We start from the raw sequence: 13,410 nt of genomic DNA on the forward strand, positions 1-13,410 counted from the left end.
ATGTGCGGACTGGCCGGACTGCTGCGTCCGCGCAACGATCTCGACCAGGAGCACCTGTGCGCGCTCGCCGCTTCGATGGGCGAGGCGCTGCACCACCGCGGCCCCGACGACGGCGGCGTCTGGGCGGATCCGCAGGCCGGCATCGCGCTCGCCCATCGCCGGCTGAGCATCCTCGACCTGTCGCCGCTGGGCCATCAGCCGATGGCCTCGACCGACGGGCGCTACGTGATCGCCTACAACGGCGAGGTCTACAACTTCGCCGAACTGCGCGAACAACTGCTCGGCCTGGGCCACGGCTTCCGCGGCCATTCCGACACCGAGGTGCTGCTGGCGGCGGTGTCGCAGTGGGGCGTGGAAGCGGCGATCGCGCGCTGCAACGGCATGTTCGCCATCGCCTTGTGGGACCGCGAGCGCGCCGAGCTGTGGCTGGCGCGCGACCGGGTCGGCAAGAAGCCGCTGTACTACGGCTGGGCCGGCGATACCCTGGTGTTCGGCTCCGAACTCAAGGCGCTGTGGCGGCATCCGCAGTTCGACAACGGCGTCGACCGCGACGCGCTGGCGTTGCTGCTGCGCTACGACTACGTGCCTTCGCCGTACTGCATCCACGCCGATACCTGGAAGCTGGCGCCGGGCGCGCTGCTGCGCCTGGACGCGGCCGCCATCGCCCGCGGCCCCGGCGCGCACGATCCGGCGCGCGACCAGCAACGCTACTGGAACGCCGCCGAGCGCATGCGTGCGGCGATCGCCGATCCGTTCGACGGCGACATCGACGCCGCCGAGGACCGCCTCGACGAACTGCTGCGCGAGGCGGTCGGCCTGCGCATGGTCGCCGACGTGCCGGTCGGCGTGTTCCTGTCCGGCGGCACCGATTCGTCGGTGGTGACCTCGCTGATGCAGGCGCTCAGCGCCAAGCCGGTGCAGACCTTCACCATCGGCTTCGAAGGCTCGCACCACGACGAGGCGCCGCTCGCGCTCGAAGTGGCGCGGCACCTGGGCACTGCGCACACCGAGCTCTACGTCAGCGGTGGCGACGCGCTGGCGGTGGTGCCGCGGCTGCCGGCGATGTTCGACGAACCCTTCGCCGACGCCTCGCAGGTGCCGACCGCGCTGGTCTGCAAGCTCGCCCGCGACCTGGTCACGGTGGCGCTGTCGGGCGACGGCGGCGACGAACTGTTCTTCGGCTACAAGCGCTACGAGCGCGCCTTGCGCAACCTGAGCCTGCTGCACCGGGTGCCGGCGCCGCTGCGGCGCTGGCTGGCCGGGCGCGCCCAGGACCACGGCGAAGCCTCGCGCGCCGGCGGCTTCGCCGCGTTCGCCGCCGAGATGGGCGCGCGCGGGATCGGCGATGTCTACCGCAACCGGATCGTGCGCTGGCGCTTTCCGCAGGCGGCGGTGCCCGGCGCGCAACTGCCGCCGACGCTGTACGACCTGGCCGAACCGCTCGACGGCCGCGGCACCGCGGCCGACGCGATGATGCTGGCCGATTACAGCGTCTACCTGCCCGACGACCTGCTGTGCAAGGTCGACCGCGCCAGCATGGCGGTCGGGCTGGAGGCGCGCGCGCCGCTGCTGGACACCCAGGTGGCCGAATTCGCCTGGTCGCTGCCGCTGCACTACAAGCGCGGCGACGACGGCGGCAGCAAGCATCTGCTCAAGCGGGTGCTGCGGCGCTATCTGCCCGATGCGATGGTCGACCGCGGCAAGCGCGGCTTCGGCGCGCCGGTCTCGCAATGGCTGCGCGGCGACCTGCGCGAGTGGGCCGAGGCATTGCTCGCCCCGGACCGGCTGCGCGCGCAGGGTTACTTCGACGCCGACCTCGTCCACGGCCTGTGGCGCGCCTTCGTCGACGGCGAGAAGCGCTGGCACACGCATCTGTGGAACGTGCTGATGTTCCAGGCCTGGCACGAACACTGGCGTGCGCAGCGCGACCGCGCGGGCGATGCGCTGATCCGGGCGACCAGCGGCGAGGGCGGGTTGTAGCCGACGCGTCGCGGCTTCGGGCGCCCTCTGTAGGAGCGGCGCGAGCCGCGACCGCGGCAATGCGATCACGACGGAACTGTCCCCACCGTAGCGGGCGACCGAACGATCCCGATAGGCAATCGCGCCGTAGTCGTATTGGCGCGGTCGCGGCTTGCGCCGCTCCTACAAGGAGCTAGCGGGCGAGTCCGTCGAGCAGCGGGATTTCCTGTACGGATTGCCCGTCGATGAACGCAGCGCCTTGCGCGCGCTCCAACGGCAACACCGCCAACGCCAGATGCGTCGCGCCGTCGCTGGCGCTCGCCGCCACCGTGCCCAGCGCCGCGCTTTCGCCGCGCACTTCCGCGCCGGCCGCGACCGGCGCGGCCGCGGCGAACAGCGCCAGCCCGCGCTTGGCCTTGCCGAGGAAGTGGGTGCGGGCGACGATCTCCTGGCCCGGGTAGCAGCCTTTCTTGACGCTGTAGCCGCGCAGCCGGTCCAGCGACAGTTGCTGCGGGGTCCATTGCTCGGCCTGCGCGGCGGCCAGGCGCGGCAGGCCGTGGCGCAGGTCGGCCAGGGCCCAGCGCGCGGCCAGGGCCTCGTCGGCCGCGGCGGCCTGCGCTGCCGGCACGATCAGCAAAGTCCGCGCTTCGTCCGCGCCGCTGAAGTCGAGTTCGACGATACCGTCGGCCTCGCCGCCGACCGCCGCGCCCGATGCGCGTTCGGGCGCGCCGAAGCGGCCTTCGATCACGAGGTCTTCACGCACGGCGAGGACCAGCTTGCTGCGGAACACGAAGCGCTTGAGCGCCTCGACCAGCGCATCGGCGTCGGCATCGGGCACGACCAGCCAGATGCGCTGTTCGGACAGGCGCAGCAGCGCGAACAGGGCCACGGCGCGGCCTTTGGGCGTCAGCCAGCCGCTCCATTGCCAGTGGCCGTCGGCCAGGCCCTTGACGTCGTTCATGAATTGCGCCTGGGCGAAAGCCGCGGCGTCGCGGCCCTCCAGGGCGATGAGTCGTTGACCGGGCAGGGCGAAGGCCTGTCCGGGCAAGGCGTGCGGGTTGTCAGGCATGGGGGCCGGGAATTAATATTTAACGCTGTGATGATAGGCGAAACCACCCCGGAAGCACGTTCGGACGACGCGTCCGAGACCCCGGCGACCCCCGTGTCCGGCGCGGCCGAGACGGGAGGCGCATCGCCTTCCGCCAAGGACGCTCCGGTTGAGCCCGCTGCGCAAGCGCAGCCGCCCAAGGAGCACGGTGGTCGCGACGGTCTCGAACCGACCCGCTACGGCGACTGGGAAAAGAACGGACGCTGCATCGATTTCTAGCTGATCGGTCCGCGTCGTTCGCTTTTCAAGCACCGTCCCGAAACCCCCACACCGGCGTGCCCGCACGCTTCCCCGCCACGCGGCGCCGCCGCCCAGCCGAGATTGCCATACCCTCATGGCGAACCGCGAACGACCTTTGTCGCCACACCTGCAGGTTTACCGCTGGCAGGTACAGATGGCGACCTCGATCCTGCACCGCGCGACCGGTGTCATCCTCTCCATCGGCGCCCTGCTGATCGCCTGGGCGCTGACCGCCCTGGCCGCGGGGCCCGACGCCTGGGCGAGCTTCATCGCCTGCGCGCGCTCGCCGCTGGGCTTCCTGATCCTGTTCGGCTGGACCTGGGCCTTCGCCTATCACCTGCTCAACGGCATCCGCCACCTGGTCCAGGACGCCGGCTTCGGCTTCAAGGTCCAGACCTTCATCCGCAGCAGCTGGACCAGCGTCATCGGCAGCCTCGTGCTGACCGCGCTGATCTGGATCGTCGCCATGATGTCGCGAGGTGGCGCATGAGCATCTTCAGCCAGAAGGAAGCGCGCACCGCGCTCAAGTCGGCGCGCGGCCTGGGCTCGGCCCAGTACGGCACCCACCACTTCGTGGTCCAGCGGGTCACCGCGATCGCGCTGATCTTCCTGAGCCTGTACACCATCGGCCTGATCGTGTCGTGGATCGGCGGCGACTACGCCAGCGTCCGCGCCAGCGTCGCCAACCCGTGCAACGCGGTGCTGTTGAGCGCGTTCGTGATCGCGATGTTCTGGCACGCGCGGCTCGGCCTGCAGGTCATCGTCGAGGACTACGTCCACGCCCCGCTGTTGGCGATGGCCTCGCAGATCGCCATCGTTTTCGTTTGCGCACTCGCGGCCCTGGCCAGCGTGCTCGCCATCATCCGCATCGCGCTGGGAGCCTGATCCGTGGCCTCTGCCTACAAGATCCAAGAACACAGCTTCGACATGGTCGTGGTCGGCGCCGGCGGCGCCGGCCTGCGCGCCACCTTCGGCCTGGCCCAGAAGGGCCTGAAGACCGCCTGCATCACCAAGGTGTTCCCGACCCGTTCGCACACCGTGGCGGCGCAGGGCGGCGTGGCCGCGGCGCTGGCCAACATGGGCGACGACAACTGGAAGTACCACTTCTACGACACCGTCAAGGGCTCGGACTGGCTCGGCGACCAGGACGCCATCGAGTACATGTGCCGCGAGGCGATTCCGGCCATCATCGAGCTGGAACACTACGGCGTGCCGTTCTCGCGCACCGACGACGGCAAGATCTACCAGCGTCCGTTCGGCGGCATGACCACCAAGTTCGGCAAGGGCCCGCCGGCGCAGCGCACCTGCGCCGCCGCCGACCGCACCGGCCACGCGATCCTGCACACCCTGTACCAGCAGTCGCTGGCGCACGACGCGCAGTTCTTCATCGAATACTTCGCCCTCGACCTGATCATGGACGAGCACGGCGCCTGCCGCGGCGTGCTCGCGCTGGACATGGCCGAAGGCACCCTGCACCTGTTCAAGGCGCAAGGCACGGTGCTGGCGACCGGTGGCTACGGCCGCGCCTACTTCAGCGCCACCTCGGCCCACACCTGCACCGGCGACGGCGGCGGCATGGCCTTGCGCGCCGGCCTGGGCATGCAGGACATGGAGTTCGTGCAGTTCCACCCGACCGGCATCTACGGCGCCGGCTGCCTCATCACCGAGGGCGTGCGCGGCGAAGGCGGCATCCTGCGCAACAGCAGCGGCGAGCGCTTCATGGAGCGCTACGCGCCGAGCGTGAAGGACCTCGCCCCGCGCGACATGGTCAGCCGCGCGATGACCATGGAAATCCGCGACGGGCGCGGCGTCGGCGAGCACAAGGACCATATCCTGCTCGACCTGACCCACCTCGGCCCGGAAGTGATCCACAAGAAGCTGCCGGGCATCGCCGAATCGGCGCGCATCTTCGCCGGCGTCGACGTCGAGAAGCAGCCGATCCCGGTGATCCCGACCGTGCACTACAACATGGGCGGCATTCCGACCAACTACCACGGCGAAGTGGTGCAGCTGCGCGACGGCAACCCCGACGCGGTCGTGCCGGGCCTGTACGCGATCGGCGAAGCCGCCTGCGTGTCGGTGCACGGCGCCAACCGGCTGGGTTCCAACTCGCTGCTCGACCTGGTGGTGTTCGGCCGCGCGGTCGCCAACCGCTGCGCGGAAACCATCACCCCGGACGCCAAGCAGGCGCCGCTCGCCGCCGACGCCTGCGACATCGCCCTGGCGCGCCTGGACAAGCTGCGCAACGCCAGCGGCAGCACCCCGACCTCGGTCATCCGCGACAAGATGCAGCGCACCATGCAGGCCGATGCGGCGGTGTTCCGCACCAGCCAGACCCTGGCCGAGGGCGTGGCCAAGATGCGCGACATCCACGCGTCGTTCGCCGACGTCAAGGTCACCGACCGCTCGATGGTGTGGAACTCGGACCTGATCGAAACCTTCGAGCTGGCCAACCTGCTCGACCAGGCCCTGGTGACCATCGTCTCGGCCGAGAACCGCAAGGAATCGCGCGGCGCGCATGCGCACGAGGACTTCCCCGAGCGCGACGACGCGCACTGGCAGAAGCACACGCTGTGCTGGGTGGACGAGAAGGGCAATACCCGCATCGACTATCGCCCCGTCCACATGCAGCCGATGACGGGGGATGTCGAATCGATCCCGCCGGCCAAGCGCGTCTACTGATCAGGAGCCGCCGACATGGCCCAATTCTCACTGCCTAAGAACTCCAAGATCCAGAAGGGCCGCCACTGGGCGACGCCGGGCGCCAAGCAGCCGCGCACCTTCAAGGTCTACCGCTGGAACCCCGACGACGGCATGAACCCGCGCGTCGACACCTACGAGGTCGATCTGGCCTCGTGCGGCCCGATGGTTCTGGACGCGCTGATCAAGATCAAGAACGAGATCGACCCGACCCTGACCTTCCGCCGCTCCTGCCGCGAGGGCATCTGCGGTTCGTGCGCGATGAACATCGACGGCACCAACACCCTGGCGTGCACCCGCGCCATCGCCGATTGCGGCGACGCCAAGAACGATGTGCCGATCTATCCGCTGCCGCATATGGACGTGGTCAAGGACCTGGTTCCGGACCTGACCCACTTCTACGCCCAGTACGCCTCGATCCGCCCGTGGCTGCGCACCCAGAGCCCGACCCCGTCGGACCGCGAGCGCCTGCAGTCGCCGGCCGACCGCGAGAAGCTCGATGGCCTGTACGAATGCATCCTGTGCGCGTGCTGCTCGACCAGCTGCCCGAGCTACTGGTGGAACGGCGACCGCTACCTCGGCCCGGCGATCCTGCTGCAGGCCTATCGCTGGATCATCGATTCGCGCGATGAGGACACCGGCGCGCGCCTGGACGATCTGGAAGATCCGTTCAAGCTGTATCGCTGCCACACCATCATGAACTGCGCGCGGACCTGCCCGAAGGGCTTGAACCCGGCCCAGGCCATCGGCGAGATCAAGAAGCTGATGCTGCAGCGCCGGGTCTGAGGGCTCGGGCCGCAAGCGTTCGAGTCGAGAACAGCGCAGCGTCGCCGACGCCGCCGTCCGCACCGCGGGCGGCGGCGTTTTCGTTCGCGCCGTCGCATCGTCCACAGGTGCAGTGGCGGCCGCGCGCGGTTTGGCGGAGGATGCGCGCTGGCGCTCGCCGGCGATGGGCCGGCGCCGCGCCCCGTTCGCGCGCCGCGCCGCGCGCGGCCTTCCAGGGAGCGCAGCATCCGATGGACACGATGGACACCAAGACGATCTTCCTGCCGGCGTTGGCGATGGCCGTGCTGACCTGCGCGGTATGGCTGCGCCTGTTCTACGTGCGCATCGGCCAGATGAAGCGCGATCGCATCCATCCGCAATCGGTGGCGACCTCCGCGCAAGCGGTGGCGAAGCTGACCGAGTCCAGGGCCGCGGACAATTTCCGCAACCTGTTCGAATTGCCGGTGTTGTTCTACCTGGCCCTGGTGGTGGCCGCGCTCAACGGCCTGGCCGACACCGCGACGCTGACCCTGGCCTGGCTGTTCGTCGCCTTGCGCATCGCCCACAGCGCGATCCAATGCGGCTACAACAAGGTCATGCATCGCTTCTATGCCTACGCCGCCGGCGGCTTGGCGCTGTGGCTGCTGTGGGCGCGCATCGGCGTCGGCCTGCTGACGTAACCCGGCCGCGGCCGCCGGCGCGGATTTTGCAATCGCAGGAGATCTGGATGAGCGACACCCCTTCCGCCGACGAGCGCGACGAGCTCAAACTGCGCCGCCTGCGCTGGCGCTGCCGCCGCGGCATGCGCGAGCTCGACCAACTGTTCGGGCGCTATCTCGACCGCGCATGGCGCGCATCGTCCGAACACGAGCGCGGGGTTTTCCTACGCCTGCTGGAAACCGAGGACGATAAGCTCTGGCACTGGTTCATGGGCCATGAGGAAGCGCAGGATGCGCAGTTGCAGGCGCTGGTGGAGAAGATCCGCAACTTGCCGGTCTGAGCCGGCGCCGACGGCTGGATCGCAGCCAGCGTCGAGGCCGGCATCGGATCGCGCGCGCGATGGCGCAAATGCCTGCGATGGCATGACTGCCTGCGATGGCACGACTGCCTGCGATGGCGCGGACGCCCACGAGGGCGCGAATGCCGTCGCGGCGGCGATGCGCGTCGCCGCGCGGGTCGGCGGACGGCTGGCCGGATCGCTGCGGTCGCTGCGGTCGGGCCTTGCCCGGGCGTTCGCCTCCGCGCCGCACGCCGGGCCGGCGCCGGGTTGCGTCGATTGGCGCGCCTCGCGGCTGCTGGCCGCCGCGCTGGCCGCGCTCGGCCTGCTGGCCGGCGTCGCCGCGCTCGCCAGCGAACTGCCGGCGCACCTGGGCTGGCCCGTGGCCGCGCTGGCGGCGGGGTGGGGCGCGGCCCTGGCCCGGCGCGAACTGCGCCGCCCGCCGCGCCGCCTGCGCCTGGCCGGCGCCCGCGCCTGGTTGGACGATGCGCCGATCGCGCACGCCCGCCTGTACTGGCGCGGGCCGCTGGCGCGGCTGGAGTTTCGCGACGCCCGGGGCCGCCGCGGGCGCCTGATGTGGTGGCCCGACAGCCTCGACGCCCACGGCCGGCGTGAACTCCGGCTGGCCGCCGCGGTCGCAATCGATGCGCCCGCACCGCGTTCGGTGGCACCATGAGCGGGGATTAGGGATCCGGGACTCGGGACAGGAACGCGGCACGCCGCGCCGGCCCCGGATTTCCGCCCAATCCCCAATCCCTAATCCCCAATCCCGGCTACATGTTCAAACCCATCTCAGTCGCCATCGGCTTGCGCTATTTGCGCGCCAAGCGCCGCAACGGCTTCATCTCCTTCATCTCGCTCGCCTCCATCGCCGGCATCGCCCTGGGCGTGACCGCGCTGATCACCACCCTGGCGGTGATGAGCGGCTTCCAGCGCGAAATCCGCGACCGCATGCTGCAGATGGCCGCGCACGCCACCGTCAGCGCCTACGGCGAGCCGCTGCAGGACTGGCGCCACGCGGTCGAGATGGCCACCGCCGACCAGCGCGTGGCCGGCGCCGCGCCGTACGTGGAGAAGGAAGCGCTGCTCTCGGCCGCGCGCCAGCAGCCGGCGATCGTGCGCGGCGTCGATCCGGCGCTGGAAGGGCGGGTCTCGGTGCTGGCCGACAAGATGGTCCAGGGCAAGCTCGATTCGCTGACGCCGGGCAGCTTCAACATCGTGCTCGGCAAGGAGCTGGCGCTGTGGATGGGCGCCCAGGTCGGCGACAGCGTGGTGGTGATGACCGCCGACGGTCGTAGCACGCCGATGGGCGCGATGCCGCAGCTCAAGCGCTTCACCGTCAGCGGCATCTTCGAGGCCGGCTACAACGAATACGACAAGGGCCTGGCGGTCGCCAACATGCAGGACATGCAGCGGGTGCTGCGCATGGGCGAGGGCGTCACCGGCGTGCGCCTGAAGCTGCACGACATGGACCAGGCCTGGGACGTGGCGCGCGACCTCGCGGTCAACCTCGGCGGCCCGTACCGGGTCACCGACTGGAGCAGCGACAACGCCAACATGTTCCGCGCGCTGAAGATGGAGAAGACGGTGATGGCGATCCTGTTGTCGCTGATCATCGCGATGGGCGCGTTCAACCTGGTGTCTTCGCAGGTCATGCTGGTCACCGACAAGCAGGCCGACATCGCGATCCAGCGCACCCTCGGCCTCACGCCGATGAGCGTGATGCGCATCTTCGTGGTCCAGGGCACCCTGATCGGAATCATCGGCACCGTGCTCGGCGTGATCGGCGGCATCGTGCTGACCCTGAACCTGGAACACATCCTCAAGGCCATCGAGGCCGTGCTCGGCGTGCAGCTGCTGCCCGAGGACGTCTACTACATCACCGGCCTGCCGACCGACCTGCGCACGAGCGACGTGACCGTCATCGCCTGCGTCGCGCTGGCCATGGCGTTCCTGGCCACCATCTATCCCGCCTGGCGCGCCGCGCGCACGGCCCCGGCCGAGGCGCTGCGGTATGAGTAACGTTGCCACGAACCACGCAAACGCCGCCACGCACGCCGCCGAGACCGTGATCAGCTGCCAGGGGCTGGCGATGACCTACTCGGAAGGCACGCTGCGCACGCCGGTGTTCAACGGCCTGGACTTCGCCGTGAACAAGGGCGAGACGGTCGCCATCCTCGGTGCGTCCGGCGCCGGCAAAAGCACGCTGCTGCACCTGCTCGGCGGGCTCGACACGCCGACCGCGGGCGAGGTGTTCGTCGCCGGCCAGCGCATGAACTCGCTGTCCGATCGCGCCCGCGGCCTGTTGCGCAACCGGGCGCTGGGCTTCGTTTACCAGTTCCACCACCTGCTGCCGGAATTCACCGCGCTGGAGAACGTGATGCTGCCGGTCTTGCTCGGCGGCCGCGGCTCGCCGCCGGTGAAGGAAGCGACCCAGCGTGCGACCGCCTTGCTCGAATCGGTCGGCCTGGGCCATCGCCTCAATCACAAGCCCGGCGAACTCTCCGGCGGCGAGCGCCAGCGCGCGGCGGTCGCGCGCGCCCTGGTCAACCGCCCGGCCTGCGTGCTCGGCGACGAACCCACCGGCAACCTCGACGAAAAGACCGCCGCGACCGTGTTCGAGCTGATGCTCGCACTCAACCGCGACCAAGGCACCAGCCTGGTCATGGTGACCCATGACCGCCGCCTGGCCCGGCGCCTGGACCGGGTGATGGAATTGCACGAAGGCAAGCTGCGGCAATTGCCGCCGGGCGAGGTCTGATCCGCGCCCGCGCCGTCGCCGCGATCCGATAGTTAGGAGCGGCGCCAGCCGCAGCCGCGACACCGTGAAGATGGATAACGCACCGGTACGGGCGGCATCTCCCGGGCCGCGGTCCGCGCCATTTCCAGCCTGCCGCGCCGCTTGCGCAATCCGACTGTAGGAGCGGCGCAAGCCGCGACCGCGACAACAGAACTACGACGAATACGCGGATGCGAACGCAGCGCCATCGGTCGCGCCGACGTCGTGTCCGCAGCATCGGACGCACTCCCGCCGTCGTTTTCCGACACGCCGCTACGCCCATGACCTACACGCGCTCCAGTTGTCGAGCCATGCGCTCGCCTTCGCTACAGCGCTAAGGTTCTGCACGCGGACCGACGCGCTCCGCGATCCAGCGTACGGATCGCGGCACGCGCAGGCGCATCCATTTGGCGGCGAAGGAGCAACGCCATGTTCGACGCGGCAAGGACGCCGCCCTTCGGGAAACTCGTCGCGATCGCCTTGCTCGCCGGCATCGGCGCCGCACTGGCGTCGCCGCGGCTGCTTCCCTGGCCGGCGATGGCGCTGCTGTTGGCGGCGGCGACGCTCGGCTGGTGGCGCTTGCGGCGCGCCCGCGCGCTGGCCGCGTTCGCGTTCGGCTTCGCATTGGCGAGCCTGCATGCGGCGCATGCGTTGGCGCTACAATTGCCGCCGGATTGGGAACGGCGCGACGTCGCCGTCAGTGGCCGCATCGTCGATCTGCCGACGCACGAAACGCGCCGCACCCAGTTCCGCTTCCGCGTCGACGACGATGCGGCGCAACCGGCGCCGCTGCGCGGGCGCCTGCTGCGCCTGGCGTGGTACGACGACGATCCGCGCTCGCGCGCGGCGTTGAAGGCCGGCCAGCGCTGGCGCCTGCAGGCGCGGGTGCGCGCGCCGCGCGGACTGCGCAACCCGGGCGGCCCGGATGCGGAGAAGTACGCGCTGGCGCAGCGCCTGGGCGCGAACGGCTACTTGCGCGATCCCGCCGCCCAGGCGCGCGTGCTGGCGCCGCCGGCCGGCCTGGACGCCTGGCGCGAGGCGATGTGCGAGCGCATCGCCACGGCGGTGACGACGCCGGGATCGCGCTTCGTGCGCGCGCTCGCGCTCGGCGACACCCGCGGCCTCGACGATGCCGATTGGGAGGTGTTGCGCGCCAACGGCCTCACCCACCTGATCGCGATTTCCGGTTTCCATGTCGGCCTGGTCGCCGGTTTCTTCGCCTTGTGCGCGCGCGGCCTGTGGTGGCTGTGGCCGGGACTGGGCCGGCGCGTGCCGGCGGTGGCAGCGGCGGCGGTGGCGGCGATGCTCGGCGGCCTGTTGTACGCGGCCGCGGCCGGCTTCGCCCTGCCGACCGTGCGCACCTGGCTGATGATCGCGGTGGTGGCCGGATTGCGGCTGGCGCGCCGCGGCGGCCATGGCGTCGACGCGTTGGCCCTGGCCGCGATCGCGGTCGTGCTGGCCGATCCGCTGGCCGTGCTCGGCGCCGGCTTCTGGCTCAGCTTCCTCGGCGTGGCCTGGTTGCTGTGGTGCCTGCCGGCGATGGGCGAAGGCGGCTGGCGCGAGCGCCTGGGCGGCTTCGTCTCGGCCCAGGGCGTGGCCAGCCTGGGCTTGCTGCCGGTGTGCGCGGCGCTGTTCGGCCAGGCCTCGCTGGCCGGACCGCTGGCGAACCTGGTCGCGGTGCCGTGGTGGAGCCTGCTGGTGGTGCCGCTGGCGCTGGTCGGCACCGGCCTGGAAACCCTGCACGCGGGCGCCGGCGAGTTCGCCTGGCGCTGGGCCGCGGCCTGTTTCGAACCCGGTTGGCCCGGGTTCCAGGCCCTGGCCGGCAGCCGCCTGGCCTTGTGGTGGCTGCCCGAGCCGCGCTGGTTCGCCTTGCCGTTGGCCTTGCTCGGCGCGTTCTGGTTGCTGCTGCCGCGCGGCACTCCCGGCAAGGCGCTGGCGGTGTTGCTGTGGCTGCCGCTGCTGTGGCCGGATCGGCGCCTGCCCGCGCCGGGCGAGGCCGAACTGGTGGTGATCGACGTGGGGCAGGGCCTGTCGGTGCTGGTGCGCACCGCGAACCACAGCCTGTTGTTCGACGCCGGCCCGGCGGTGCGCGACGGTTTCGACGCCGGCGAGCGCGCGGTGGTGCCGGCGCTGCACGCCCTGGGCGTGCGCCGGCTCGATGCGGCGGTCGCCAGTCACGGCGACCAGGATCATGCCGGCGGCCTGCCCGCGGTGCTGCGCGCGTTTCCCGCGCCGTTGCGGTTCGCGCCGCCGGACGTCGAAGGCGCGGCGCTGCACGGCTTGCGCCTGCGGACCTGCGAGGCCGGCCGCGAATGGCGCTGGGACGGCGTGCGCCTGCGTTTCCTGCATCCGCCCGCGCACTTTCCCTATCTGCGCAACGAGTCCAGCTGCGTGCTGCGCATCGACACCGAACACGGCAGCGCGCTTCTGACCGGCGATATCGGCGAAGTCGTGGAGCGCGATCTGGTCCGGCGCGCGGCGCTGTCCCCGGCTGACAGCTTGCGCGCCGACGTGGTCTTGATCGCCCACCACGGCAGCGCCGAATCCTCCGATCCGGCGTTCGTGCGCGCGACCGGCGCGCGCTACGCGCTGGCGTCCAGCGGCCACGGCAATCGTTTCGGCCATCCGCGCGCGGACGTGCTCGAGCGTTGGCGCCGGGCCGGCGCGGCGGTCGCCGACACCGCCGCGGACGGCGCCCTGCGGATCAGGCTCGGCGCGCCGGCGCACGGGCGCCAAAGCGGGGCCGGCCCGGTCCTGGAATCGCGACGCCAGGCACACCCGCGGCTGTGGGACGCGGCCCGGCGCGCGCCTGGGCTATCCTATCGCCCGGATTGAAGTCGGCCATGGGCCGGAGGTTCGCGA

13 protein-coding genes are annotated in these 13,410 nt (G+C 70.8%); 12 read left to right on the forward strand and 1 reads right to left on the reverse strand.

The features are described from left to right. Nucleotides 1-1,980, forward strand: coding sequence for an asparagine synthase (glutamine-hydrolyzing) (asnB, locus tag RDV84_RS17225; RefSeq protein WP_309151034.1), 1,980 nt, complete (start codon nt 1-3; stop codon nt 1,978-1,980). Between the two features lie 172 nt (nt 1,981-2,152). Here asnB and ygfZ read toward each other — a convergent pair whose 3' ends face one another. Continuing rightward, the gene (gene ygfZ / locus RDV84_RS17230; protein WP_309151035.1) at nt 2,153-3,028 is read right to left on the reverse strand and encodes a CAF17-like 4Fe-4S cluster assembly/insertion protein YgfZ; all 876 of its coding nucleotides are present in this window, start codon (nt 3,026-3,028) and stop codon (nt 2,153-2,155) included. 30 nt (nt 3,029-3,058) lie between these two features. On the opposite strand from ygfZ, the gene RDV84_RS17235 reads away from it, so the two are divergent. The 11 genes from RDV84_RS17235 to RDV84_RS17285 all read left to right on the forward strand — a co-directional run bounded on the left by RDV84_RS17235 (nt 3,059) and on the right by RDV84_RS17285 (nt 13,383). Then, nucleotides 3,059-3,286 carry a DUF1674 domain-containing protein gene (locus tag RDV84_RS17235; protein ID WP_078997545.1) on the forward strand — a complete coding sequence of 76 codons (228 nt, stop codon included), beginning with the start codon at nt 3,059-3,061 and terminating at the stop codon, nt 3,284-3,286. Nucleotides 3,287-3,401: 115 nt separating this feature from the next. Next, entirely contained in the window at nt 3,402-3,797 is a 396-nt protein-coding gene (gene sdhC, locus RDV84_RS17240) for a succinate dehydrogenase, cytochrome b556 subunit (RefSeq protein ID WP_057948003.1), read from the forward strand. Further along, nucleotides 3,794-4,192 carry a succinate dehydrogenase, hydrophobic membrane anchor protein gene (gene sdhD, locus RDV84_RS17245; RefSeq protein WP_057948002.1) on the forward strand — a complete coding sequence of 133 codons (399 nt, stop codon included), beginning with the start codon at nt 3,794-3,796 and terminating at the stop codon, nt 4,190-4,192. The genes sdhC and sdhD overlap by 4 nt, the downstream gene beginning before the upstream one ends. A 42-nt stretch (nt 4,193-4,234) precedes the next feature. After that, nucleotides 4,235-5,989: a succinate dehydrogenase flavoprotein subunit gene (gene sdhA / locus RDV84_RS17250; RefSeq protein ID WP_057950151.1), complete on the forward strand. Its 1,755-nt coding sequence runs from the start codon at nt 4,235-4,237 to the stop codon at nt 5,987-5,989. A gap of 15 nt (nt 5,990-6,004) precedes the next feature. After that, a complete protein-coding gene (locus RDV84_RS17255; protein WP_057948001.1) occupies nt 6,005-6,793 on the forward strand; it encodes a succinate dehydrogenase iron-sulfur subunit in 789 nt (262 codons plus the stop codon). Nucleotides 6,794-7,032: 239 nt separating this feature from the next. After that, complete coding sequence (locus RDV84_RS17260; RefSeq protein ID WP_309151036.1) at nt 7,033-7,452, forward strand: MAPEG family protein; 420 nt, start codon at nt 7,033-7,035, stop codon at nt 7,450-7,452. A gap of 47 nt (nt 7,453-7,499) precedes the next feature. Further along, on the forward strand, nt 7,500-7,772 hold the full coding sequence (locus RDV84_RS17265; protein WP_309151037.1) for an FAD assembly factor SdhE: 273 nt from the start codon (nt 7,500-7,502) through the stop codon (nt 7,770-7,772). Continuing rightward, nucleotides 7,723-8,445 carry a hypothetical protein gene (locus RDV84_RS17270; RefSeq protein ID WP_309151038.1) on the forward strand — a complete coding sequence of 241 codons (723 nt, stop codon included), beginning with the start codon at nt 7,723-7,725 and terminating at the stop codon, nt 8,443-8,445. The genes RDV84_RS17265 and RDV84_RS17270 overlap by 50 nt, the downstream gene beginning before the upstream one ends. 101 nt (nt 8,446-8,546) lie before the next feature. Next, complete coding sequence (locus tag RDV84_RS17275) at nt 8,547-9,791, forward strand: lipoprotein-releasing ABC transporter permease subunit (RefSeq protein WP_078997541.1); 1,245 nt, start codon at nt 8,547-8,549, stop codon at nt 9,789-9,791. Then, nucleotides 9,784-10,530 carry a lipoprotein-releasing ABC transporter ATP-binding protein LolD gene (lolD, locus tag RDV84_RS17280; protein WP_309151039.1) on the forward strand — a complete coding sequence of 249 codons (747 nt, stop codon included), beginning with the start codon at nt 9,784-9,786 and terminating at the stop codon, nt 10,528-10,530. Before RDV84_RS17275 ends, lolD begins: the two co-directional genes overlap by 8 nt. Nucleotides 10,531-10,977: 447 nt before the next feature. Next, a complete protein-coding gene (locus RDV84_RS17285; RefSeq protein WP_309151040.1) occupies nt 10,978-13,383 on the forward strand; it encodes a DNA internalization-related competence protein ComEC/Rec2 in 2,406 nt (801 codons plus the stop codon). The last annotated feature ends 27 nt before the right edge of the window (nt 13,384-13,410 follow it).

Origin of the sequence: Lysobacter yananisis (assembly GCF_031199375.1) — a bacterium.
Classification (GTDB): Bacteria; Pseudomonadota; Gammaproteobacteria; order Xanthomonadales; family Xanthomonadaceae; genus Lysobacter; species Lysobacter yananisis.

Excerpts from the sequence above, each read along its gene's own strand:
- asnB (WP_309151034.1), top strand. The coding sequence starts at position 1 with ATGTGCGGACTGGCCGGACTGCTGCGTCCGCGCAACGATCTCGACCAG.
- ygfZ (WP_309151035.1), bottom strand. The coding sequence starts at position 3,028 with ATGCCTGACAACCCGCACGCCTTGCCCGGACAGGCCTTCGCCCTGCCC.
- RDV84_RS17235 (WP_078997545.1), top strand. The coding sequence starts at position 3,059 with ATGATAGGCGAAACCACCCCGGAAGCACGTTCGGACGACGCGTCCGAG.
- sdhC (WP_057948003.1), top strand. The coding sequence starts at position 3,402 with ATGGCGAACCGCGAACGACCTTTGTCGCCACACCTGCAGGTTTACCGC.
- sdhD (WP_057948002.1), top strand. The coding sequence starts at position 3,794 with ATGAGCATCTTCAGCCAGAAGGAAGCGCGCACCGCGCTCAAGTCGGCG.
- sdhA (WP_057950151.1), top strand. The coding sequence starts at position 4,235 with ATGGTCGTGGTCGGCGCCGGCGGCGCCGGCCTGCGCGCCACCTTCGGC.
- RDV84_RS17255 (WP_057948001.1), top strand. The coding sequence starts at position 6,005 with ATGGCCCAATTCTCACTGCCTAAGAACTCCAAGATCCAGAAGGGCCGC.
- RDV84_RS17260 (WP_309151036.1), top strand. The coding sequence starts at position 7,033 with ATGGACACCAAGACGATCTTCCTGCCGGCGTTGGCGATGGCCGTGCTG.
- RDV84_RS17265 (WP_309151037.1), top strand. The coding sequence starts at position 7,500 with ATGAGCGACACCCCTTCCGCCGACGAGCGCGACGAGCTCAAACTGCGC.
- RDV84_RS17270 (WP_309151038.1), top strand. The coding sequence starts at position 7,723 with ATGCGCAGTTGCAGGCGCTGGTGGAGAAGATCCGCAACTTGCCGGTCT.
- RDV84_RS17275 (WP_078997541.1), top strand. The coding sequence starts at position 8,547 with ATGTTCAAACCCATCTCAGTCGCCATCGGCTTGCGCTATTTGCGCGCC.
- lolD (WP_309151039.1), top strand. The coding sequence starts at position 9,784 with ATGAGTAACGTTGCCACGAACCACGCAAACGCCGCCACGCACGCCGCC.
- RDV84_RS17285 (WP_309151040.1), top strand. The coding sequence starts at position 10,978 with ATGTTCGACGCGGCAAGGACGCCGCCCTTCGGGAAACTCGTCGCGATC.